This window comes from Streptococcus sp. SCPM-O-B-23252 (M501) (genome assembly GCF_058200355.1).
The window spans coordinates 816,847-839,502 of the sequence record NZ_JBYQGS010000001.1 but is presented as its reverse complement, the minus strand read 5'-3'; the positions used below and the strand labels follow the sequence as shown (position 1 = coordinate 839,502).

The 22,656-nt window shown below is 37.0% G+C and carries 18 protein-coding genes; 10 read left to right on the top strand and 8 right to left on the bottom strand.

Going from position 1 to position 22,656, the window contains the following annotated elements:
* The first annotated feature begins 35 nt into the window (after window positions 1–35).
* The 10 genes from AC3E6G_RS04075 (at window position 36) to AC3E6G_RS04030 (ending at window position 12,209) form a co-directional block, all read left to right on the top strand.
* Window positions 36–776, top strand: coding sequence for an esterase family protein (locus AC3E6G_RS04075; RefSeq protein WP_490700511.1), 741 nt, complete (start codon window positions 36–38; stop codon window positions 774–776).
* A gap of 21 nt (window positions 777–797) precedes the next feature.
* Window positions 798–1,964 (top strand): ATP-grasp domain-containing protein, encoded by a 1,167-nt coding sequence (locus AC3E6G_RS04070; RefSeq protein ID WP_490700510.1) that lies wholly within the window; start codon window positions 798–800, stop codon window positions 1,962–1,964.
* A 215-nt stretch (window positions 1,965–2,179) separates the two neighbouring features.
* The gene (locus AC3E6G_RS04065) at window positions 2,180–3,148 is read left to right on the top strand and encodes a thiamine pyrophosphate-dependent dehydrogenase E1 component subunit alpha (protein WP_049514824.1); all 969 of its coding nucleotides are present in this window, start codon (window positions 2,180–2,182) and stop codon (window positions 3,146–3,148) included.
* 16 nt (window positions 3,149–3,164) lie between these two features.
* Window positions 3,165–4,157 carry an alpha-ketoacid dehydrogenase subunit beta gene (locus AC3E6G_RS04060; protein WP_490700509.1) on the top strand — a complete coding sequence of 331 codons (993 nt, stop codon included), beginning with the start codon at window positions 3,165–3,167 and terminating at the stop codon, window positions 4,155–4,157.
* 331 nt (window positions 4,158–4,488) lie between these two features.
* Window positions 4,489–5,532, top strand: coding sequence for a dihydrolipoamide acetyltransferase (locus AC3E6G_RS04055; RefSeq protein WP_048691178.1), 1,044 nt, complete (start codon window positions 4,489–4,491; stop codon window positions 5,530–5,532).
* A 41-nt stretch (window positions 5,533–5,573) separates the two neighbouring features.
* Complete coding sequence (gene lpdA, locus AC3E6G_RS04050; protein WP_061563965.1) at window positions 5,574–7,280, top strand: dihydrolipoyl dehydrogenase; 1,707 nt, start codon at window positions 5,574–5,576, stop codon at window positions 7,278–7,280.
* A 228-nt stretch (window positions 7,281–7,508) separates the two neighbouring features.
* Window positions 7,509–8,498: a lipoate--protein ligase gene (lplA, locus tag AC3E6G_RS04045; RefSeq protein ID WP_490700508.1), complete on the top strand. Its 990-nt coding sequence runs from the start codon at window positions 7,509–7,511 to the stop codon at window positions 8,496–8,498.
* A 217-nt stretch (window positions 8,499–8,715) separates the two neighbouring features.
* Window positions 8,716–10,725 carry a DUF1430 domain-containing protein gene (locus AC3E6G_RS04040; protein WP_490700507.1) on the top strand — a complete coding sequence of 670 codons (2,010 nt, stop codon included), beginning with the start codon at window positions 8,716–8,718 and terminating at the stop codon, window positions 10,723–10,725.
* A 1-nt stretch (window position 10,726) separates the two neighbouring features.
* On the top strand, window positions 10,727–11,353 hold the full coding sequence (locus AC3E6G_RS04035) for a putative bacteriocin export ABC transporter (protein ID WP_490700506.1): 627 nt from the start codon (window positions 10,727–10,729) through the stop codon (window positions 11,351–11,353).
* A gap of 214 nt (window positions 11,354–11,567) precedes the next feature.
* Window positions 11,568–12,209: a hypothetical protein gene (locus AC3E6G_RS04030; RefSeq protein ID WP_490700505.1), complete on the top strand. Its 642-nt coding sequence runs from the start codon at window positions 11,568–11,570 to the stop codon at window positions 12,207–12,209.
* Window positions 12,210–12,294: 85 nt separating this feature from the next.
* On the opposite strand, the gene xerS is transcribed toward AC3E6G_RS04030, so the two are convergent.
* The 8 genes from xerS to AC3E6G_RS03990 form a co-directional block, all read right to left on the bottom strand.
* Entirely contained in the window at window positions 12,295–13,365 is a 1,071-nt protein-coding gene (xerS, locus tag AC3E6G_RS04025; protein ID WP_490700504.1) for a tyrosine recombinase XerS, read from the bottom strand.
* A gap of 319 nt (window positions 13,366–13,684) precedes the next feature.
* Window positions 13,685–15,961, bottom strand: coding sequence for a zinc-ribbon domain-containing protein (locus tag AC3E6G_RS04020; RefSeq protein ID WP_490700503.1), 2,277 nt, complete (start codon window positions 15,959–15,961; stop codon window positions 13,685–13,687).
* Window positions 15,962–15,970: 9 nt separating this feature from the next.
* A complete protein-coding gene (locus tag AC3E6G_RS04015; RefSeq protein ID WP_490700502.1) occupies window positions 15,971–16,696 on the bottom strand; it encodes a hypothetical protein in 726 nt (241 codons plus the stop codon).
* On the bottom strand, window positions 16,689–18,350 hold the full coding sequence (locus AC3E6G_RS04010) for a hypothetical protein (RefSeq protein ID WP_490700501.1): 1,662 nt from the start codon (window positions 18,348–18,350) through the stop codon (window positions 16,689–16,691). The genes AC3E6G_RS04015 and AC3E6G_RS04010 overlap by 8 nt, the downstream gene beginning before the upstream one ends.
* Window positions 18,347–20,200, bottom strand: a complete 1,854-nt coding sequence (locus AC3E6G_RS04005) for a hypothetical protein (protein ID WP_490700500.1) — start codon at window positions 20,198–20,200, stop codon at window positions 18,347–18,349. The genes AC3E6G_RS04010 and AC3E6G_RS04005 overlap by 4 nt, the downstream gene beginning before the upstream one ends.
* Window positions 20,201–20,212: 12 nt before the next feature.
* Window positions 20,213–21,472 (bottom strand): site-specific integrase, encoded by a 1,260-nt coding sequence (locus AC3E6G_RS04000; RefSeq protein ID WP_368909812.1) that lies wholly within the window; start codon window positions 21,470–21,472, stop codon window positions 20,213–20,215.
* Window positions 21,473–22,106: 634 nt separating this feature from the next.
* Window positions 22,107–22,436 (bottom strand): GntR family transcriptional regulator, encoded by a 330-nt coding sequence (locus tag AC3E6G_RS03995; RefSeq protein WP_035620602.1) that lies wholly within the window; start codon window positions 22,434–22,436, stop codon window positions 22,107–22,109.
* Window positions 22,433–22,654, bottom strand: coding sequence for a DUF1648 domain-containing protein (locus AC3E6G_RS03990; protein ID WP_009664127.1), 222 nt, complete (start codon window positions 22,652–22,654; stop codon window positions 22,433–22,435). Before AC3E6G_RS03990 ends, AC3E6G_RS03995 begins: the two co-directional genes overlap by 4 nt.
* Between the last annotated feature and the right edge of the window lie 2 nt (window positions 22,655–22,656).

Sequence of the window (22,656 nt, the reverse complement as noted above, 5' to 3'; positions counted from 1 at the left end):
CTGTAAATAAAGAAATATAGAAAAAGAGGGAACTTATGAATATTGAACATTTAAGCCACTGGAGTGGTCAACTTAACCGTGAAATGTATTTGAATCGCTATGGACACGCAGGGATTCCTGTTGTAGTCTTTGCTTCATCAGGTGGAAGCCATAACGAGTACTATGACTTTGGTATGATTGATGCTTGTGCTCAGTTTATCGAAGAAGGTCGGGTTCAATTCTTCACCCTTTCGAGTGTTGATAGTGAAAGCTGGCTTTGTGATTGGAAAAACCCTCATGATCGAGCAGAGATGCACCGTGCTTACGAGCGCTATGTGATTGAAGAGGCCATTCCTTTTATCAAACACAAAACAGGCTGGTTTGACCCGATGATGACAACTGGTTGCTCAATGGGAGCCTATCATGCGCTTAATTTCTTCTTGCAACATCCAGATGTCTTTAACAAAGTGATCGCTTTAAGTGGTGTTTATGATGCTCGTTTCTTTGTTGGTGAATTTGGTGGAGATGAAGCCATTTATCAAAACTCGCCATCTGATTATATCTGGAACCAAAATGATGGCTGGTTTATCGATCGTTACCGTCAGGCTGAAATCGTTGTTTGTACTGGTTTAGGGGCTTGGGAACAAGACGGGCTTCCATCTTTCTACAAACTGAAAGAAGCCTTTGATCACAAAAATATTCCTGCATGGTTCGCTGAGTGGGGCCATGATGTCGCCCATGATTGGGACTGGTGGCGCAAGCAAATGCCTTATTTCCTAGGTCAGATGTATTTATAAGCTAAAAAGGAGGAGACCTCTATGAATTATCTTGTTATTTCACCTTATTATCCGCAAAACTTTCAACAATTTACCATCGAGCTGGCTAACAAAGGCATCACGGTCTTGGGAATTGGTCAGGAGCCTTATGAACAGTTAGACGAGCCATTGCGCAATAGTTTAACAGAGTATTTCCGAGTTGATAACATGGAAAACTGGGACGAAGTGAAGCGTGCAGTAGCCTTTCTTTTCTACAAACACGGGCCAATCGATCGCATCGAATCCCACAATGAATACTGGTTGGAATTAGATGCAGCGCTTCGTGAGCAATTCAATGTCTTCGGTGCCAAGCCAAAAGATTTGAAGAAAACCAAGTTTAAATCAGAAATGAAAAAACTCTTCAAGAAAGCTGGAGTCCCAGTCGTACCTGGTGCAGTGGTCAAAGCTGAAAAAGACATCGACAAGGCTGTGAAGAAGATTGGGTTGCCATTAATCGCCAAGCCTGACAATGGGGTAGGAGCAGCAGCAACCTTCAAGCTTGAAACAGCAGAAGATGTGGACCATTTCAAGGCTGAATGGGATGGACATACTGAGTATTTCTTTGAGAAATTCGTCACTTCTAGTGAGATTTGTACCTTTGATGGTCTGGTCGATCGCGATGGCAACATTGTCTTCTCAACGACTTTTGACTATGCTTATACGCCACTTGACTTGATGCTCTACAAGATGGACAATTCTTATTATGTCCTAAAAGAGATGGATCCAAAATTGCGTCAATACGGAGAAGCGATTGTTAAAGCTTTTGGTATGAAAGAACGATTCTTCCACATTGAATTTTTCCGTGATGGGGATGACTATATTGCGATCGAGTACAATAATCGCCCTGCAGGTGGCTTTACCATCGATGTCTACAACTATGCTCACTCGATTGATTTGTACCGTGGCTATGCTGCCATCGTAGCCGGAGAACCTTTCCCAGCTTCTGAGTTTGAGCCATTTTATTGCTTGGCGACTTCACGCCGTGCCAATGCAGCTTATGTCCTTTCAGAGGAAGAAGTCTTGGCCAAATACCGAGATCAATTCCGTGTGAAGAAAGATATGCCTGCGGCCTTTGCAGAGCTTCAAGGGGACTACCTTTACATGTTAACAACTCCAAGTCGTGAAGAGTTAGAACAAATGATTCATGACTTCGGCCAACGCCATCAATAAAATGATTCCGATAGGTCTTCCCTATCGGTTTTTTGATTATCCATATTAAAAAACGACTTTGTGAATCTTTTATATAACAGTTTGGGAATTCATATCTATCAGTATTCTAGACAGATTAGTTTGTGAAAGGAAATGAGCATTTATTTTGACAGTGTTTTCATAGTGAGATAGAATAAAATAGAATAGAATGAATAATTGCTTAGAAAGGCGAAATAATGGCAACATTAGATAAAAGTCTCTTATTGGAAATGTTCCGTAAAATGGAAGAAATCCGTCGCATGGACTTAAAAATTGCACAGTTAGTAAAAAAAGGAAAAGTGCCAGGAATGACGCACTTTTCTGTTGGGGAAGAAGCGGCTAACGTTGGAGCGATGTTGGCTTTGAACGATGATGATTTGCTGACATCTAACCACCGTGGACATGGACAAGCCATCGCTAAAGGAATCGATTTGAATGGTATGATGGCAGAAATCCTTGGTAAGTATACCGGTACTTGTAAAGGGAAGGGTGGCTCCATGCACATCGCCGACCTGGATGCAGGTAACCTTGGTGCCAACGGTATTGTTGGTGGTGGTATGGGGATTGCAGTAGGAGCTGCTCTTACTCAACAAATGCATAAGACTGGCAAGATTGTTGTCTGCTTCTTTGGGGACGGCGCAACCAACGAAGGTGTCTTCCACGAAGCAGTGAATATGGCTTCTATTTGGAATCTTCCGGTAATTTTCTACTGTATCAATAACGGTTATGGAATCTCTGCTGACATCAAAAAAATGACCAATGTCAAGCATATCCACGAGCGTAGTGCTGCTTACGGTATTCCTGGAATGTTTATTCCTGATGGAAACAATGTTATCGATGTCTATGAAGGATTCCAAAAAGCTGTTGAACATGTCCGCTCTGGTAAAGGCCCTGTCTTGATTGAAAGTGTCACTTATCGTTGGCTCGGTCACTCATCTTCAGACCCTGGTAAATACCGGACCCGTGAAGAAGTTGAAGAGTGGAAGAAGAAAGATCCAATCGAAAACCTTCGCAAGTATCTCCTTGAGAATGAGATTGCGAGCGCAGAAGAATTGGATCAGATCCAAGAAGAAGTAAAAGAAGCAGTGGAAGCTTCAGTTAAATTTGCGGAAGAAAGCCCATTCCCTCCACTCGAATCAGCTTTCGAAGATATTTACGCAGACTAAGGGGGAGTAAAGAATTATGGAAACTAAATTAATGTCTTTCCGCGATACCATTATCCTTGCTATGTCTGAGGAAATGCGTCGCGACGAAAACGTATTGTTGATGGGGGAAGATGTCGGAGTTTTCGGTGGAGACTTCGGAACTTCAGTAGGAATGCTTGAGGAATTCGGTCCAGAACGTGTTCGTGACTGTCCGATTTCTGAGGCTGCGATTTCAGGTGCGGCAGCAGGGGCAGCCATGACCGGACTTCGCCCAATCGTTGATATGACCTTCATGGATTTCTCAGTAATTGCCATGGATGCTATTGTCAACCAAGCTGCTAAAACTCGCTACATGTTTGGTGGAAAAGGGCAAGTGCCGATGACCGTTCGCTGTGCTGCTGGCAATGGAGTTGGATCTGCAGCTCAACACTCCCAATCTTTGGAATCATGGTTTACTCATATTCCTGGTTTGAAAGTTGTTGCTCCTGGTACGCCAGCGGATATGAAGGGACTGCTCAAGTCATCTATCCGTGATAACAACCCCGTTATCATTCTTGAATACAAATCAGAATTCAACCAAAAAGGGGAAGTGCCAGTTGATCCAGACTACACGATTCCACTTGGTGTCGGAGAAATCAAACGCGAAGGAACTGACGTCACTGTCGTAACCTACGGGAAAATGCTTCGTCGCGTGATGCAAGCAGCTGAAGAATTGGCAGAAGAAGGCATCTCAGTAGAAGTAGTAGACCCACGTACCTTGGTTCCACTTGATAAAGAGATTATCATTAACTCTGTCAAGAAGACAGGAAAAGTAGTGCTTGTTAATGATGCCCACAAAACAAGTGGCTATATCGGTGAAATCTCAGCTATTATCTCTGAATCAGAAGCATTTGATTACTTGGATGCACCAATCCGCCGTTGTGCGGGGAAAGATGTGCCAATGCCTTACGCACAAAATCTTGAGAATGCAATGATCCCAACAGTTGAAAGCATCAAAGATGCCATTCGTAAAACATACAACAAAGAATAATACATAACATAAATTATGTAATGTTAATTAAATTAGACTAGGAAACTTTGTATCTAGTGATGCAAAGTTCTCTACGTCCTTGATATCTTAGATTAGAGCATGGGCTAAAAGCTCGGAAAAAAGATAAATCTCCTTGACTTCATCGAAGTCTGCGTTGATTTCCTATTTTTCAGTCGCTTTTAAACGCCCTTTGCATCATAAAATTGAACTCGGGCTAAAGTCTGGGTGAAAAAGATAAACTTTCCTAGAAACTAAAGTTTCTTCGTCAAGTTTCCTATTTTCACTGAGACTTTTGACGCCCTTAGTATCTTATAATAGAATAGGAGAGGTCATGGCTGATGATAAGCTAAGAGCGACTCCTGCGGCTAGAAAATTAGCGGATGATCTTGGGATCAACCTCTATGATGTTTCTGGTTCAGGCGCAAACGGTCGTGTCCACAAAGAAGACGTGGAAACATATAAAGACACAAATGTGGTTCGCATTTCACCACTTGCAAAACGAATTGCTTTAGAACACAATATTGCTTGGCAAGAAATCCAAGGAACTGGTCATCGTGGTAAAATTATGAAGAAGGACGTCCTTGCTTTCCTTCCTGAAAATATTGAGAATGAGACCATTAAGTCACCTGCTCAAATTGAGAAAGTCGAAGAAGTTCCTGATAATGTGACACCTTATGGTGAGATCGAGCGGATTCCGATGACACCAATGCGTAAGGTAATCGCTCAACGGATGGTGGAATCTTACTTGACAGCACCAACCTTTACTTTGAACTATGACATTGATATGTCTCAAATGTTGGCCCTTCGTAAGAAGGTATTGGATCCAATTATGGAGGCCACTGGCAAGAAAGTCACTGTAACAGATTTGCTTTCTCTAGCAGTGGTTAAGACCTTGATGAAACATCCATACATCAATGCGTCATTAACAGAAGATGGCAAAACCATCATCACTCACAATTATGTCAACTTAGCGATGGCAGTTGGGATGGACAATGGATTGATGACTCCAGTTGTCTACAATGCTGAAAAGATGACCTTGTCAGAGTTGGTCGTAGCCTTCAAGGATGTTATCGGACGTACCTTGGATGGTAAGCTTGCTCCAAGTGAATTGCAAAACTCAACCTTTACCATCAGTAACTTGGGAATGTTTGGCGTTCAATCATTTGGACCAATTATCAACCAACCAAATTCTGCCATCCTTGGCGTTAGTGCAACGGTTGAAAAACCAGTGGTTGTGAATGGTGAAATTGTTATTCGTCCAATCATGAGCTTGGGCTTGACCATTGACCACCGAGTAGTCGATGGGATGGCTGGTGCCAAATTCATGAAAGACTTGAAAGCCTTGATTGAAGACCCGATTTCAATGTTGGTCTAATCAACGAGAGAGAATAGAAACAAGAAAAAGAGGGAAATAAAATGGCCTTAGAAGTAATTATGCCGAAAGCCGGCGTAGATATGACCGAAGGACAAATCGTTCAGTGGAATAAAAAAGTTGGCGAATTTGTAAAAGAAGGAGAAGTTCTCCTTGAAATCATGACAGACAAAGTCAGCATGGAGTTGGAAGCGGAAGAAGACGGTTACTTGATTGCTATCTTGAAAGGGGACGGCGAAACTGTTCCTGTAACAGAAGTGATCGGTTACCTTGGTGAAGAAGGGGAAAACATCCCAACCGCTGGAGCAGCAGCACCAGAAGCGAGTCCAGCACCAGCCACAGTAAGTGCTTCAAACGATGACAATAAGAGCGATGATGCTTATGATATCGTAGTAATCGGTGGGGGTCCTGCTGGTTACGTATCTGCTATTAAGGCAGCTCAATTAGGTGGTAAGGTTGCACTCGTTGAGAAATCTGAACTTGGTGGAACGTGCTTGAACCGCGGATGTATCCCAACTAAGACTTACCTCCACAACGCTGAAATCATTGAAAATATTGGTCATGCGGCAAACCGTGGTATTATCATTGAAAATCCAAGTTTCTCAGTGGATATGGATAAGGTTCTTGAAACCAAGAACAAGGTCGTAAATACCTTGGTTGGTGGTGTTGCTGGACTTCTTCGTAGCTACGGAGTGGATGTTCATAAGGGTATCGGTACCATTACGAAAGATAAGAATGTCTTGGTCAATGGCTCAGAATTGCTTGAAACCAAGAAAATCATCCTTGCTGGTGGTTCAAAAGTTAGCAAGATTAACGTTCCAGGTATGGAATCATCCCTTGTCATGACCAGTGACGACATCCTTGAAATGAATGAAGTTCCAGAAAGCCTTGTCATCATCGGTGGTGGGGTTGTTGGTATCGAACTTGGTCAAGCCTTCATGACCTTTGGTTCAAAAGTTACTGTTATCGAAATGATGGACCGTATTGTTCCAGCTATGGATGCAGAAGTATCTAAGAACCTTCGCTTGATCCTTGAACGCAAGGGTATGACCATCTTGACGGATACGAAATTGCAAGAAATCATTGAAGAAGATGGCAAACTCCGTATCAAGGTTGAAGGAAAAGATGATATCATCGCAAACAAAGCTCTTCTTTCAATCGGTCGTGTTCCAGATCTTGAAGGAATCGGTGAAGTCGAGTTTGAATTAGACCGTGGTCGTATCAAGGTTAACGAATACATGGAAACTTCTGTTCCAGGTATCTATGCACCAGGTGATATCAACGGTACTAAGATGTTGGCCCATGCTGCCTTCCGTATGGGTGAAGTTGCCGCTGAAAATGCTCTTAAGGGAAATCATGCTGTTGCAAAATTGAACTTGACTCCTGCAGCCATCTACACACTTCCAGAAGTGGCGGCTGTTGGTTTGACAGAAGAACAAGCTCGTGAGAAATACGACGTTCAAATCGGTAAATTTAACTTTGCGGCGAACGGTCGTGCCATTGCATCAGATGCGGCTCAAGGCTTTGTTAAAGTCATTGCAGACAAGAAATACGGTGAAGTTCTTGGGGTTCATATCATTGGTCCTGCAGCAGCTGAATTGATCAACGAAGCTTCAACCATCATTGAGATGGAAATCACTGTGGAAGAAATGCTCAAGACCATTCATGGTCACCCAACCTTCTCAGAAGTGATGTACGAAGCCTTTGCGGATGTACTTGGCTTGGCAGTTCACTCACCTAAGAAGAAATAATACTATTCTTTCAACTAAATTTTCTTAAAGTAGTACGGACGGCAGCGACCTCTCTTAGAGTTCCATGCCTAAAAATTGAGCCACTTGTCTCAATTTTTCCGAGAAATGTAACGAGTTATCGTTACATTTCTTTTTACTACTTCAGAAATTCAAGTGAAATTCAACTATTTCTGTCTAATGCTTATCTTACTATGAGTAGGATTTATAAAACGAATTTTTGGAATTACTATGAAATACATTATTAATTATTCAAATGATACTGCTTTTAATATTGCTTTAGAAGAGTATGCTTTTAAGCACCTCTTGGATGAGGATCAAATCTTCCTTCTTTGGATTAACAAACCTTCGATTATCGTTGGTCGTCACCAAAATACCATCGAAGAAATCAACCGTGACTATGTTCGGGAGCATGGGATTGAAGTGGTTCGCCGGATCAGTGGTGGTGGGGCTGTTTATCACGATTTGAACAACCTCAACTACACCATCATTTCAAAAGAAGATGAAAACAAGGCCTTTGACTTCAAGAGTTTTTCTACTCCTGTGATCAACACCTTGGCTCAACTTGGGGTTAAGGCTGAATTCATGGGTCGTAACGACCTAGAGATTGATGGCAAGAAATTCTGTGGAAATGCCCAAGCTTACATCAATGGTCGGATCATGCACCATGGTTGCCTTCTTTTTGACGTTGATTTGTCAGTCCTTGCCAATGCTCTCAAGGTGTCTAAAGACAAGTTTGAGTCCAAAGGGGTTAAATCAGTCCGTGCTCGTGTGACCAATATCATCGATGAGTTGCCAGAAAAAATCACGGTGGAAGAGTTCCGGGACCTACTTTTGGACTACATGAAGAAAGAATACCCTGAGATGACAGAATATGTCTTCTCGGATGAAGAATTGGCTGAAATCAATCGTATCAAGGAAACCAAGTTCGGTACCTGGGATTGGAACTATGGAAAGTCTCCTGAATACAATGTCCGTCGTGGCACAAAATTCCCAAGCGGTAAGGTGGAAATCTTCGCTAATGTCATTGAATCAAAAATTCAAGATATCAAGATTTACGGTGACTTCTTTGGTATCGAAGATGTTGCAGCAGTAGAAGATGTTCTTCGTGGCGTTAAATACGAACGTGAAGACGTCCTCAAAGCCCTTCAAACCATTAATCTAGGTCGTTACTTTGCAGGTATCACTGCAGAAGAAATTGCTGAAGCAGTGGTGGAATAAAGTCATAAGAGATTCGCAGAAGCGGATCTCTTTTTTGAAACTAGTTTCACATAGAAATTATTGTTTTACGAAGGATTTTGTAGTATAGTAAAGGTGGAAAAGTGTATTCGTTTACAATAATATAATTAAAATTTTTATACTCAGTAATCACGATACAATTAAATTAATTGACTAGCTAGGTATTACTTTCCTTTTCTGCTTTAGAAAGTGTGATGATATGAAACGTGTCTTTATTATTTTATCAAACCTTTTCATCTCTAGCTTTTTGATTTGGATTGCCTTTATTTCTCCAAATACGCTTATCCACCGCAGTCTTCCGGTAGTAGGTGTGGTAAGACAAGATAAGAGCGTCACATATGAAGACTTATCTTCCAGTTTAGACCGCTTGGCAAGGGAAAATCATAGTATAATTGCCCGTCAGATACAAAGAACAGATTCTAAGGGGCAGGTTGTTTTCACCTATGAAATCTACGGAGAGGGAAAACTTCCTCTTGGGATTAAAAGAGAGAAGAAAGAACTGGCTGCCAAAGAAAGCCTGCTAACGAATTATTATGTATTAACAGGTGAATTGGAAACTGAAAAGCTGGATCAAACTCTTCATACTCTTGGTTTCTCACAAACTTTTATTGAGAAACCGAATCTTCTGCTGACCTTTATTGCCTTTTTTGGCTCAGGTTCACAATCACTTGCCTTAGTCATTTTTATCATTAGTTTTAGCGCTTTTACGATTATTCAAAAAACACAAGAAATGAGAAGTGCTGGGATTCGATATATTTCAGGAATGAGACGCTTGCAACTTTTCGGACATTCTCTAAAAGATGATAGTATAGAGTTGCTTTTGGGATGTATTGGCGCAAGTATAATGGGTGCTGTTCTGATTTATTGCTTTCAATTGACACCTTTTTCCTATTCCATCGTTATTTTCAGTAGTATTATTTACAATGGGATGTTACTAATTTTGTCTGTTTTCTTATCCTTCCTCTTTGCATATAGTATTCAAACGATTCATTTAGTCCCCCTTTTAAAAGGGAAGGTTCCATTGAAGCGCATATTGGTTTTCCTCTTTATTTGTCAATTTCTCGCTGTGGCATTAATTGGCCTTGCGATTCATCGAATCAGTATTTTTGGATCAGTCTGGCAAACTCACCAAGAGGGAAGTGAGGCTTGGTTAAAACAGTCGAATTGGGTCCAAATTAGTACAAGTCGGGAGGATTTTTCACAGAAAACAAACAAAGAGACGCAAATTGAGGACAGAGCAAAATGGTCTAAGCTCATCGAGTCTGGCATCGAAAATGGTGGTCTTTTAGCTTATCATAATCTCGTATCTTTTAGTTCAAAAGGAGTTATGACGGATCCCAATACAGGTAAAGAATTTTCAATCACAGATTACGATCCTCTTGCACGAACTCTCTATGTAACTCCAAATTATCTTGATATTCAGAATGTTCCAGTTTCTCCTGAAGAAAAAGATCACTTAAATCACTTACAAGCAGGAGAATTTGGTCTCTTACTTCCGGAAAAATTAAAAGGTCGAGAAGAGGAGATGATCAAACGATATGAAGATTATCTATCTCCTCGAGATGATCAAGGAAATATCACCTTATCAATGAAGGCGCAGGTAACGTATATTCCGAATCATCAAAAACGCTTTATCTACAACAACACACCAATCAGCTATAAGCAATTCTTTACAGATCCTGTTTTAGTGGTTATGCAACCTGAAAGTTTTGGAGGTTATGAGAATCCATATTTCACCCACCTAGATTCCTACCTTTATTTTAATGGGCTTCAGAATAGTAAGAAGCTAGTCGCTGAGTATAATCTTGAAAAAAGTGTTAGTCAGTACGACTATGCAGTGGACGTTTACCAGCAAATGGCCCAAAACATACAAATAGAAAATCTCATGGCGATTGCAGGAGGAGTCTTTGGTATAGCAACCTCTGTTCTTCTTTTTAACACTATGAATTTCCTATATTTTGAAGAGTTTAGAAAACAAATCTTCTTGAAGAAGATTGCAGGTCTGGGATTTGTAAACATTCACCAAATGATTTTGCTATCAGAAAGTAGCCTCTTGCTATTAGGAAGCCTCCTGGTATTCCTTCTCACTCAAGAATGGTGGATTGCTCTTGTCACTCTCTTTCTATTTATTACTAATGCTTGGTTCATTCTCCTGTACCGGTCTCATAAAGAAGACCACTTGTTAGCCACTGTACTGAAAGGAGCCTAATATGATTAGCGTAGAACATTTAACCAAATCATTTGGCCAACGAACGGTCTTTCAAGATTTGAGTTTGCAATTTACAGAAGGTAAGGTCTATGCTCTGATCGGAAATAGTGGGTGTGGTAAAACAACCTTGCTCAATATCTTGGCGAAGATAGAGCCTTATGAAAAAGGGAGTATAAGCTATAAAGGGCAAGAACTGAAACAAATCAAACTGCATCACTTCTTTAAGCATGAATTAGGCTATCTCTTTCAAAACTTTGGCCTACTTGAAAACGAGACTATCGCTACAAATTTAGATTTGGGATTGATTGGGCAAAAATTAACGAAAAAGGAGAAGAAGCAGCAAGAAGAAGAAGTGCTAAAAAAAGTAGGACTGGCTTACCTTTCTCTGGATCAAAAGATTTATGAACTATCTGGTGGCGAGGCACAACGTGTCGCATTGGCCAAAGTCATCCTCAAAGATCCACCTTTAATTTTGGCAGATGAACTAACTGCAGCACTGGATCCAGAAACCTCACAAGAGGTGATGGACTTGCTCTTAATGTTAAAGAATCAAGATCGTATAATCATTATTGCAACCCATAATCCAGTAATTTGGGAAAAAGCTGACGAAGTGGTAAAACTCAACTAGTCCATGGCTGAAGAATGGTAGGATCTTCTGTATTATCTTTTATAGTTAGCTATTCATGAGGTAAGAGCTAATGAAGAAAAAAGATTATGTCAAACAAAAATTTTTAAGATTTATCATCAAAAGTTAGTTCATGACACGGCCTCTTTTCTTGATATTCAAAAATAATGAGAGTAGAATATAGAGGAAATCTGAACAAAAAAGGGGATCATATTCGATGATGAAAATTCCAGTTGAAAATCTTGGTCTATTTGAACAGTTAGATCGTATAGTAGTGGCTTTTTTTAGCAAACAACAACCTTCAAGTCCATATGATTTGAATATCAGTATTACACAAGAACACCTTGACCAGAAAAAACAAGAGCTAGAACCATTAGGTTATCAAGCTGTCCAACTACCATTAGGAATGGCTTTAGATAATATCATTCAGCAACCTCATTATCAAAACTTAATCCTTGGTGGACTTGCTCCCGACGAAATTATAGTCAGCAAAGAAGAATTAATGCCTTTGAAAGATATTGTAGATAGTTTTTGTATTATGTACGCTGCAGCGAATAACAGACTGGAAAATAGTAAGGCTTATGAATTAATGAAAGATAAGACGGTTTATTTTATTGGTAAACTATTTACAGATTTTCCAAAAGCCGGTGATGAAATTGCTTATTTAGGAATTGATCGAATAGCGAGCGATGGTACTCCATATGAAGCAGTTAAATGCTTTTTAACGGAAGAGAGTGCAGAGAAGTACAATGGTGAAAAAAGACCGGTCAGCCCTGCAAACTTGGCCTATCTAAAATCATTCTGGGGAAAACCAGTTATTATTGAGCCCCACCGTAATTATTGGATCGAATTTTTATAGAAAGAATAAAAGAGCGTAAGATACCATAAAAAATCTTACGCTCTTATTCTAACACTAAAACATTACATAATTTATATTATGTATCTTATAAACTATCCAAGGCATTTTTCTGTTCGTCATTAACGATATGCGTATACAAGTCCGTTACCTGTGTGCTAGCATGTCCCAGCTGGTGGCTGACCAAAACTTGGGATTTGGTAGCATCATAGAGACGGGTTGCAAGAGTATGGCGCAGTTTGTGGGGGGTTACGCGGACTTTGAAGTCTTCTGAATACTTGGCCACCATCTTTTCAACACTAGAAGCATCAATCCGGTTTGGAACACCTCTATACAAGGTCAGAAAGAGGGCTGTATCAGTCTTTTCTGTCTTATAACGTTTGTCTCGAATAGCAAGATATTGCTCTAAATAAGGCTTAGCAAAGGCAGCAACATTAACTGAGTCTCTTTTTCCACCTTTTCGAGTGACGTCAATGACCATCATCTTAAGATTGAGATCTCGAAGATCCAGGTTAACTGCCTCAGAGAGACGGACACCAGAGGCGAGAAGTAGTGCGATAATGGCTAAATCTCGTTCTTTGTTCTTATTAAAGGAAGATAAGGCACGATTGGAGAGTGTTTGAGGGTACTCCTGATCGATATAGTTGAGGAAACCTTCTGTCTCATCCCCTAAAAAGAGCTTTTGCTTGATATTTTCAGCCCGAGCAGCCAAGGTTTCTTTCTTTTTCTTGGTCGCAACCTTCTTCATGACATTACGGTAGAAATAAGGTTCCCCATGCTCGTTTTCAACTTCCTCAGTCAAATACTTATAAAGGCTAGAAAGTGCCGAAAGGGTACGGTTAATGGTTGTTTGCGAAACCCCGTTTTTCGTCGTATTGGCATTGAGCAGAGGACGTTCACGTAAGTAAAGGATAAAGGATTCCATGTTTTTCTTGGTCATGTGCTCCAGAACCTCTAAAGGGATATTAGCCATGGTGTCAGCATCCGATATACCAGATTCCAAGACCCAGGTGAAAAATCGATCGTATTCCTTTAAGTATTCGTATAAGGTCGTAAAACTATATGGAACGGCCAGTTTTGATTGATAGTATTCCAAAACGTACCAAGGCATGATTTTTTTGAGTTTATCAATCCGTTCTAATAAGATCTCGCGTTTCATGTTTTTCTCCAAATCTTTCTATACTAGTAGTATAACATAGCCAGATATATTTTTCAAGAAAATTATAGTTTTTCGGAAAGATGTTATAGGGGTTATATAGGACTGTTTTGTATCAAGAGTATAACCAAAAAAATTTTTTAAGCCAATTATACTCAATTATGTACTTTATTTAAGTGAACACTGGAATTTTTTACTACTCTCAATTCAGTTGAAAATGTACTTTATTTAAGTGAAAACTAAAAAATTTTCAAATGTACATTTTGACAATAAAAAAACACTCTAATATCAATTTAATGAAATTTAGAGTGTTTTTATTTATCTATATTTTTTCAAACTGTACAAAGTGTTCTTGCTTTCTTCTGTGGCCTTTGCAAATGGAACACGACCTTTTATTGCGTTTTTTGTATGCCATTCTTTCTTTTACTTGAATTTTGTAACGGTGATTAAGATTTTCTTGACATATCCACCATACAGGCAGAATACTCAACTCTGTAATTTCAGTTGGACTTACTATCAAGGAGTTATTTAGATAATCCCACTCATTCATTAGACTTTGTTGCGTTGTTGCTAAATCGTTAAATCCTTTTAATACTTTTTGATTTCTACAGTATGGACAAGAATTTTCTCTGTAAAATTTTTCTTTAATAACTTTCTGATATTCTCCAGTACATACAGGGCATTTCCACCATGCATTATATGTTGAATTTGCCCTTACTGAAGATATTTCTTGTTTATTTAATGATGACCATTCTTTAATTAACCAAGGATGTGTTGTTTCAAGATCATTATAACCTTTTGCAGTCTTCTTAAAAGAACAATATGGACAACATTGGTCGTTTTTGTGGCGATCAGAAATTTTTGCTTTAAAACTTCTGTGACATTTTCGACAAATCCAATTGGTTAAAGCATTTGAATTATAAAAGAAGGTATCAATATCACCATTCAGTTCTTTTACCCATTCATTGTTTAAGTACGGTTTAACATAGCTTAGTGTTTCATTTGGTTTAGGAATTTTTTTATTACAGTAAGGACATATAGAATTGAGACTATTAGAATTATTGTTTGTAAACACACCTAGAACAATCCCTAATCTCTCCTGAAATTCTAAATCACAACAATCACAAATCCAATTAAATATTTTATTCTCGGTTTCTGACGATTTCGTCACCTCATCAGGTTTTTCTACATTCTTGCTACTCCAAAGGTCACACAACTCAGGATAAGTATCTGCAATTGTATTATAACCTTTTAATGCTTGTTCATCATTACAATATGGACAGCTATCTATTACTTCTTTTCTTATTGGAATTGAACAAAGGTATTCACCTTGACAAACAGAACACTTCCACCAATATTTTTTTGTTTCGATGTGGCTCAATGCTAAATGAACAGGCAATCCGTTTTTATCGCTCCATTCTTCCTGTAATTTTGGGAAATTATAGAGTATATCATTGTTAAAAACAAGTGTATCCCAATCACAACGATTAGGACAAGTTTGAAAATTACTATTCTCTAAGTCGGTTCTTAAAATCATTTCAATTGGACTACAATAAAAACTGACTTTGCAGCAAGGGCATTTCCAATTTATGCATTTAGAAGACTTATACCAGTATTCAGAAATAGGTTTATCATTACTTTTATCCCAAAATTTCTCTAAATAAGGATGAGTTTCTTGTAAAGTATTATATCCTTTTAACATCAATTTATTATCACAATAAGGGCAGCCTTCAAGATGCCTTTTGACAACACTACATTCATATTGACCATGACATTTAAAACACTGCCATCTTACTAAGATGTTGGATAAACTATCAATCATATTACTTTTTACATGAGTTGGAATAAATTGCTTAAAAAGATTTCTATCTGTATGTAATAGGGGGTTCGCTTTCACTTTAATTGGGGTATCAAATGTAGCTTTACAGTTAGTACAATAGAAACTATATCTTTTGATTCTTGAAATTAGCTGATCAATAGACAACTTAAAGATATGGTCACATTTGTCGCATTTCCAATTTCTAGGGATTGTAACATTGTCACTTAACTTCAAATCATTAAACTCTACATCGTTTTGTTCCCCTGGAAGATAAATTTTCCGAAGATTAGGGTATGCTTTAGTGTAAGGTACAAAATGTGTACTTTCATTACATCCGACATGAACAAGCTCTTGATTATGTTTATTGATTAATTTAGAAGTGTTTGCTACATCTTTCCAACCAACATGACAGGTAGGACATTTGAAGTGAAATAACCTCTTTGAAGAAAAAGATAAATTATCAATCTCTTCCTGAATGGTTTCTATATTTTCATAATGAAAGTTTATGTACCTTAGAAAGTTAGGAATCCTTGCAGATATAGAGTTTTCCCCTTTTATGAACACTTTTCCAAGCTCACATACAGGACAGATTTTTGAATGATTTTGAATATTCTTATAAGATTTTGATGTACTTGCTTTCCATTCATAAGAACAGGTAGGACATTTCCAGTTAATGTGTTTTTTACTGGTAATTGTTATTTTTTCTACATCTATTTTGATATTCTTGTCAAAGTCCCAATAGTTCAATAAGGCTGGAAAATCAGTGATTAAGTCTGACATTTTCTCCTCCTAATACTTAGTCTTGTTATCCAGTAAGTCTTTTATTTCCAAAATCTTACTTTTGCTTGTTTGCTTTTCAGTATGAGTATGTTTTTCAAAAGATATTTTTGTGTCTGAAGTAATAACATTCTCACTAAGATACTTCTTAGTTACTAGTTGCTGATCAGATTTTAACAAGCCCTCTTCTTTTAACAATTCATTCGCAATATCAGGATACAAACTAGTTTTAAGAAGATTCCTTAACTTTTTGTTTTCCTCTAATAATTCTTTGTTTAACGCTGTCTGCTCCTTTATTTCAGCATTCTTTTTATTAAGTTGTGCTACCTCATTTTTCAACTCTGAAACTCTTGTTTTGAGCTGACTGGCTTCTTCCTTATATTCTATTGCTGCATCAACAACTCTTTTATAATAATTGTTAAGTTCCATCAATGCTGATTTGATTGCTTTAGGGGTTCTATTGGTCATTAAGAAACGTTCTACATCTAGAGTTTTATACGTTATAACTGTTTGATAAGTGTCGTCTTCAAATAGTTCCAATCTATCATTAAGGGCTTGTCTAAATTCTTTGTTTCTTCTAATCGTTGTGTCTGCAACCTGCGAAAATCCGTTGCTTCTAAGGTAATTTCCAAACTGTGGAATTTTGAATAGTCTAGGATTATTCGAACAATGTTCCAGTAAATAATGTTCAAATAATAATAGCAATTCTTGATTATCAATATACTTCTTTCTAGCCATTTGAGAACTCCTGTAAGGATAAATGTTTTTCAGTTAGATATTCTTGATAAGAATGACTAACTGTTTTAAGTTTTAATAATGCCTCACCAATATCTTCTATATTCCCCTTTCCTTGTCGAACTCTTTTTATAGCCTCATCTACAATTAAAGCTTCCTCGTCGATTGATTTCTTAAAGGATTTATCCATAGAGAAATAATCTTTTCCAGCTTTTCTGTAAAATGGACAACTAGTACAAGCACCAAGCTCTGCATGTGAGCTAATGACTTTAAGACAGTCTGAATAATCACCTTCCTCAAATCGAGGTGAATAACATCTGCCCTTATTATCAAGAGGAACATAGTTTTTATTAATGGTGTATTTATGTTGAGTTTTACTTATAGCGTAAGACGTTTGAGAGTTTGTTAATTTACGATAAAGCTGATAGCTCCTACATTCAATAAACTGACTCAGATTTGAAAAATAATGTGAAGATGTTGTGATACTATCATGTCCAGCTAAGAGCATTGCTGTTACTGGACTAGCTCCTTCTGCTATCAAATTGATCATTGCAATGTGTCTAGTATCTCCAATATGAATGAAATTAATCTCATGATCGTCTAATTGCTTTGGGGAATTGATATGATGGACAAAATACCCATACTGTTGAGATACAATCTCATTAAAGAAATATTTTAAAATTGTATTTAAGTTACTGTATGTCAAGAAACGGTTTTTAGTACCAGAAATACGTTTCCATTTCCGATAATGAGAGTCTGTCACAAATAGAGTATCCAACTGAGTAGATGATAAATCTTTGGTTAGTTCTAAATAATTTAAAATCTCACTCGCAAGCTTAAATGGTACTTCGTAAGTTGTTAAATAATAATCCTCTGAAATTTTATGGGATACTCCCTTGTCTTTTCCTTTTAAGTTATTTCGTCTGAGAGTTAAGTAATATTTTCCGTCTTTTTCTGTGAGACAATTTCTCTGAGTGAGCAAAAACTCCCTTGGTCTAAGTGGTACTACTGCTGTTATTTGCCACCATAAGTAAAGAGGGTAGTAAAACAATCTTTCCTCATCTAATAATGATTTAACCCAATAGTCGTTTAAAATATCATTAAATAAAAAATAGGATTGAAATTGGGCTAACTTTCGCTGTTTTTTAGTGTTCAGTTGATAACTAACATTTAAAAGTTCGTCTAGTTGCTCAATCAGTTGGGTTAATTCGTTACTCTCTAAACATGGTAGTGTAGAAAGAAAATCTATACATACTGAGGGGTTGGAAATCTTCATATTTGCTAATGAGAAGACTTCGTTCACTTTTAGTTCTTTGACTAATTTCTTTATATCTCTTAAAAAGGCTTGGAGAGTGATTAAAACATGATGTTCCATAGATAGCACTATAAAACTCTTTAAGTAGGTAACAAAATCATCAAAAGATAATTGAAATACTTGTTCATAAAACCTTTTATATTGGAATTTATTCAAGTTAAAAATGAAGCTAACGTTAGAATATTCATTAGTCGTTTCCCATTTATTTTCTTCAAAATTGGTGGATAGAATAATCCCTTTTTCAACATAGTCTTGAAAACATTCTTTTGCGCTCTCAATCATATTGTCATCAAACAGGATAATTTCATTTACTTTACGAAATAATTTTGATTGATTATTCAACTGACTAACTCCTTAATAATATCCTCATAATCAGACAATACAGCTTCGCCATACTGTTCTGATAAAGCTTGCAACATTTCTGTAAGACATGGTTTAATCTGCTTCTCAAGAATGGCTCGAACCTTTCCTCGTTCAAGTTCATTCTTTAATTTTTGATATTGTTTATTGAGTCGATTAAACTCACCAATTAACAAAAGCAAGGTAGATTTTGTTTGTAATTCATACTGACAGCCGACGCAATGCTGACGGTCATCATAGGGACATAGTTTCCCTAGTGCAGATAAAAGACACATACTCTCTCCTTGCTTAGAAAAAGCTTCTCCGTTACCAATTCGATGACAGATCGTCAGTAATTGTTCAGGATCAACATTATTTTCAACTAGAGTTTTTAATGCTTGTTGCGAACGTGAATCAGCCCTAATACTCAATTCCAACGTTTTTTCAATTTCAATTGGCGTTAAATCTAAACTTTTAATCATTTGAGTTTGTTGGCTTGGACTTAATTTTTTATACTTTCCTCTAGTTACAATGGTCAAGAGCATAGACGGAATCATGGATAATACGCCTCGTTCAAATAGCTCTTTTGCAACCATTTCAGGTTTTAGTTGTCCGAGTTGGGCATCTTTTAGATACGTTGTTGTAGTTTGTGCAAATTCATTAAAATCCCCTTTATGGCTACGAGCTAATGCTGCTAGAAAATAACCTTTAATATTCAGTTCTGACTTTTCTTCAAGAACATCATCTGCTAACATTGCGACAGATTGTAAGTAGGACTTGTTTGCAGAACGACTACTAAAGTTACGCTCTAAAAATAAATTTCCGATTTCCTCCCCCATATAACTAGTAATCTTTTCATAAGTTTTAATTTGTCTGATCAATGGATTTTCTGCATTGAATGGTATTTGAAGTTGGAAATGTGCCTCACAGATAGCCAATAACGTTCCAATAAGAACCTGACAACTTTCTGGGACATGAAACTTTAACTGAGCAACATTAGAAGCGTTTTTGGTTTTATTAGGTGTTAAGTTTAAATAAGTCAATCTTGTTGTAATACTTAGTAAAGTCCTTCTAGCTTCACTACTACTCCAAGTTCCATCTACTACTGCTTCTAAAACTTCTAATGGTTCTCTTGTTAATTTAGGATGTCCTAATCTTTCTAAGTCTGTTGATCTTAGTGCGCAAATAAAATGTAACCCTAGATACAACCATGTATCTGCATAGTTTTTTGAATTTGCTGCTTTACACAACATATCATTTTTTATGATGTAGTTTTCGTTGAATAGGTAGTACATTAATTCAAGGTATTCATCTAATTCATACGCTCCATTTGCACTCTCAATCGTGTAACGCTTTGTCATTTCAAAACTTACTCGATAACGAGTAACGCCTTTATTGAGTAGCCATTTAATAAATTGAATGAGGATATTGCCTTGTGACTTCGTAAGGACTTCTGTTGCTACTTCTACTAAGGTCTCTACTTCAGCATCACCATATAGAAACAAATCTTTTGTTAAGTAGTATGCTAAAAAATAAAGTAGATAGAAACGATTTGTTTCACTCAGCTTTTCTTCTTCAGCAAATTGTACGAATAATTCACTTGTAGAAGGAAATTTTTTTGAAAAGATTCCTTCCATACTCTTAATTCCAGGAGGTGTTGTTAGATAGTCTTTGATGTGATTTTTAAGAACTTCAGCATCTTTTTCAGAAATAGTATAGTCATCAAGATTTATAGACACACCAAACCATTCATTGTCTAGTAAGAATCCACTGACTTTCTCACGGTGTTTTATTGTAGCAGCACCTAACTCGACTAATATTCTTTCAAGATAATTTTTAAAATCTACTACCAATAGCTACTCCTTTTAATCTTCTCCAAACAATTTTTCTGCTTGCCAGTTCATATATTCAAAAACACCATTATTAACCTGACCATATTGTTTTGCAATTTCTCCTTTATTTTGTAAATAAACCCAAGCACTTTCTGGTGAATTGTCCCCTCTAGCAGACATCAGTTCACTAACTTCATTAACACCTGACAAAACCAATTGTGTGGTGTACCAGTGCCTAAAGATATGGGGTGAAATATTATTTTCTTGCAAGAGTTGACCAAAAAAGACAACCTCTGGGTCATCAGATTTAAGAAATATTGGAATCATTTCTTCGCGAATAATCTTACGAAATCGTTGATAGTACACATCGTATGACAATGCTTTCCCTTGCTTGTTAAGGTTTAATGGACCATAATCTCTCTCATACCTTTTACCTTCTAGGTAGCTCATATAGTCATTGTAGGTGTCTAAAAAGACCTCTAAGAAGATATAAGGTACAGCTTGAAGTCTTTCCTTTTTAATTCGTCCAGTTGGTTTTAAATCGCTTCTAAGGGGCATTTCTTTTCGCAGATCAATCTCAATTTTAAATACTTGATTATCACTTTGGTGAAATATGATACCTGCCCCCAAAGGGCTATCTTCACGCCTTACATTACAAGCTTCTGATGGTCTTAAACCAACAAATGCTCCCAAAGCAACAACCATAAGTAAATCCTTGTGATATTGAGCAATGTGAGCAAAAAGCATTTCAAAGGCGCTGTTTGGCATATCCCTAAAAATTGACTTCTGTGTGTTGCTTCCATCAACAAATACCTCAAAATTCAACTCTTTTCTTTTGATGACTCTACCTCGTCTATTAGTGAACGTATTGATAGAATAAAGGTCTTTTGGCTTCAATTTAGCCTTCCCTTTTCGTTCATTCAAGTATAGAGTTAAAAAATCAAGAACGGCATTTACACATTTTTCGACTGTACTTTTCTTTCTATTTGTTCTATCTTCAGGTAATTGTGCTAAACCATAAAGCGTAAAAAATTCCTTGACCATTTCAAAAGTTAGTTGATCAAGATTATTTACCCCAACTGTTCCAAATATATAGTTCAAAAACTTAACAACGTATGAAAAACGTTTGTTGCCATTGTCTGAGATAGACTTAATTTTTGCGGAAGATTTTACATATCTATGAAAATGAGTGAATTGTAATGTGCCATCATCATGTTTGAGTGCAATCAATTGCTTTGTAACGATATTATTATCACCTAGAATCAGTGAATGTTTATATACAACAAATCTCATGCTACCTCCTTGTTTATTATGACTGAAGGTTCTGACTGTGTTTTATGATGTCAATACACAAAAAAACGATCAAGTCAGTACCATTTTCCTTTGTGCTCTAACTGCATAAAGGGAATATCGATGAGTACTTTCATTGATCGTTATTATTATTTAAATTAATTCAATAATAAAAGTAACTTCATCTAAGTAATAAGAGCAATTAATTAGCTCAGCAACAACGATAACCACAGCAAATCCTTCTAAACAATGAAAGGAATATCCGCCGTGGCTATCTATTTACTTTTGTTATTTTACTTCTGTAAGTTACTTTTGTTATTTTTACTTTTTCTGCATTATATCATATTTTGATTAAATTGTCATCTGAGAAAGTGATTTTAAAAAAACTGGAAATTTTTTCAATTGTATATTTTGACAATAAAAAACACTTTTATGTCAATTTAATGATTTTAGAGCGTTTTTAGCTTATTTGATTTTAAAGTTGTCGTCTATTCCTCAGAATTACTTGAAGAAGTAAAAGTAACTAATAATGTCAAGTTATTTATTGGAAAATGAAAAAAGCCTTAAAATCAAGGCTTTTATATACTTTCAAAAATAATCCTAATAAATTTCCATTCAACTTCATCTAAGCATCTTTTCAAAAAAATAAATTGACAATCTCATCTTCCGAAAATCCTAGCTCACCTAGATTTTCAAACAAAATTTTCACTAGCTTGTTCGATTCTTGATATCTTAACTCCTTTATTTCTTGCTCGCTTGCTATGACAAAATATCCTAATGTTCCACAGCTAATAACCAAATTCTGTTCTTCGAGAACTTTCATTGCTTTTTGGATTGTTGCTGGATTACACTTCTCATTTTCTGCTAAACTCCTTATCGAAGGAATTTTTTGTCCAAGCACATAATCACCTCTTAAAATAGTTGTTCTTAATTTTGATGCAATCTGTAAATATAGATGGGGTTTCATTTAATCTTTTTATTTTCCTTCCCCCTAACAATCTTCCAATATGCAGAGTATGGAATTACTGTAGCCAGTAGAAGATAATATTTATTTGCAAACATATCTGCAACACCTTTTGCATTGAAATGGATAGGAACTTCCTCTGGGAGAAAACTACAAATAACAACTATTATGACTGTCATCCCTAGCAACACCAAAATATCTTTTGTCAGTCTGTTTTTCATCT

Bases quoted from the DNA above. Each gene is read 5' to 3' on its own strand.
- AC3E6G_RS04075 (WP_490700511.1), top strand. From the start codon at position 36: ATGAATATTGAACATTTAAGCCACTGGAGTGGTCAACTTAACCGTGAA.
- AC3E6G_RS04070 (WP_490700510.1), top strand. From the start codon at position 798: ATGAATTATCTTGTTATTTCACCTTATTATCCGCAAAACTTTCAACAA.
- AC3E6G_RS04065 (WP_049514824.1), top strand. From the start codon at position 2,180: ATGGCAACATTAGATAAAAGTCTCTTATTGGAAATGTTCCGTAAAATG.
- AC3E6G_RS04060 (WP_490700509.1), top strand. From the start codon at position 3,165: ATGGAAACTAAATTAATGTCTTTCCGCGATACCATTATCCTTGCTATG.
- AC3E6G_RS04055 (WP_048691178.1), top strand. From the start codon at position 4,489: ATGGCTGATGATAAGCTAAGAGCGACTCCTGCGGCTAGAAAATTAGCG.
- lpdA (WP_061563965.1), top strand. From the start codon at position 5,574: ATGGCCTTAGAAGTAATTATGCCGAAAGCCGGCGTAGATATGACCGAA.
- lplA (WP_490700508.1), top strand. From the start codon at position 7,509: ATGAAATACATTATTAATTATTCAAATGATACTGCTTTTAATATTGCT.
- AC3E6G_RS04040 (WP_490700507.1), top strand. From the start codon at position 8,716: ATGAAACGTGTCTTTATTATTTTATCAAACCTTTTCATCTCTAGCTTT.
- AC3E6G_RS04035 (WP_490700506.1), top strand. From the start codon at position 10,727: ATGATTAGCGTAGAACATTTAACCAAATCATTTGGCCAACGAACGGTC.
- AC3E6G_RS04030 (WP_490700505.1), top strand. From the start codon at position 11,568: ATGATGAAAATTCCAGTTGAAAATCTTGGTCTATTTGAACAGTTAGAT.
- xerS (WP_490700504.1), bottom strand. From the start codon at position 13,365: ATGAAACGCGAGATCTTATTAGAACGGATTGATAAACTCAAAAAAATC.
- AC3E6G_RS04020 (WP_490700503.1), bottom strand. From the start codon at position 15,961: ATGTCAGACTTAATCACTGATTTTCCAGCCTTATTGAACTATTGGGAC.
- AC3E6G_RS04015 (WP_490700502.1), bottom strand. From the start codon at position 16,696: ATGGCTAGAAAGAAGTATATTGATAATCAAGAATTGCTATTATTATTT.
- AC3E6G_RS04000 (WP_368909812.1), bottom strand. From the start codon at position 21,472: ATGAGATTTGTTGTATATAAACATTCACTGATTCTAGGTGATAATAAT.
- AC3E6G_RS03995 (WP_035620602.1), bottom strand. From the start codon at position 22,436: ATGAAACCCCATCTATATTTACAGATTGCATCAAAATTAAGAACAACT.
- AC3E6G_RS03990 (WP_009664127.1), bottom strand. From the start codon at position 22,654: ATGAAAAACAGACTGACAAAAGATATTTTGGTGTTGCTAGGGATGACA.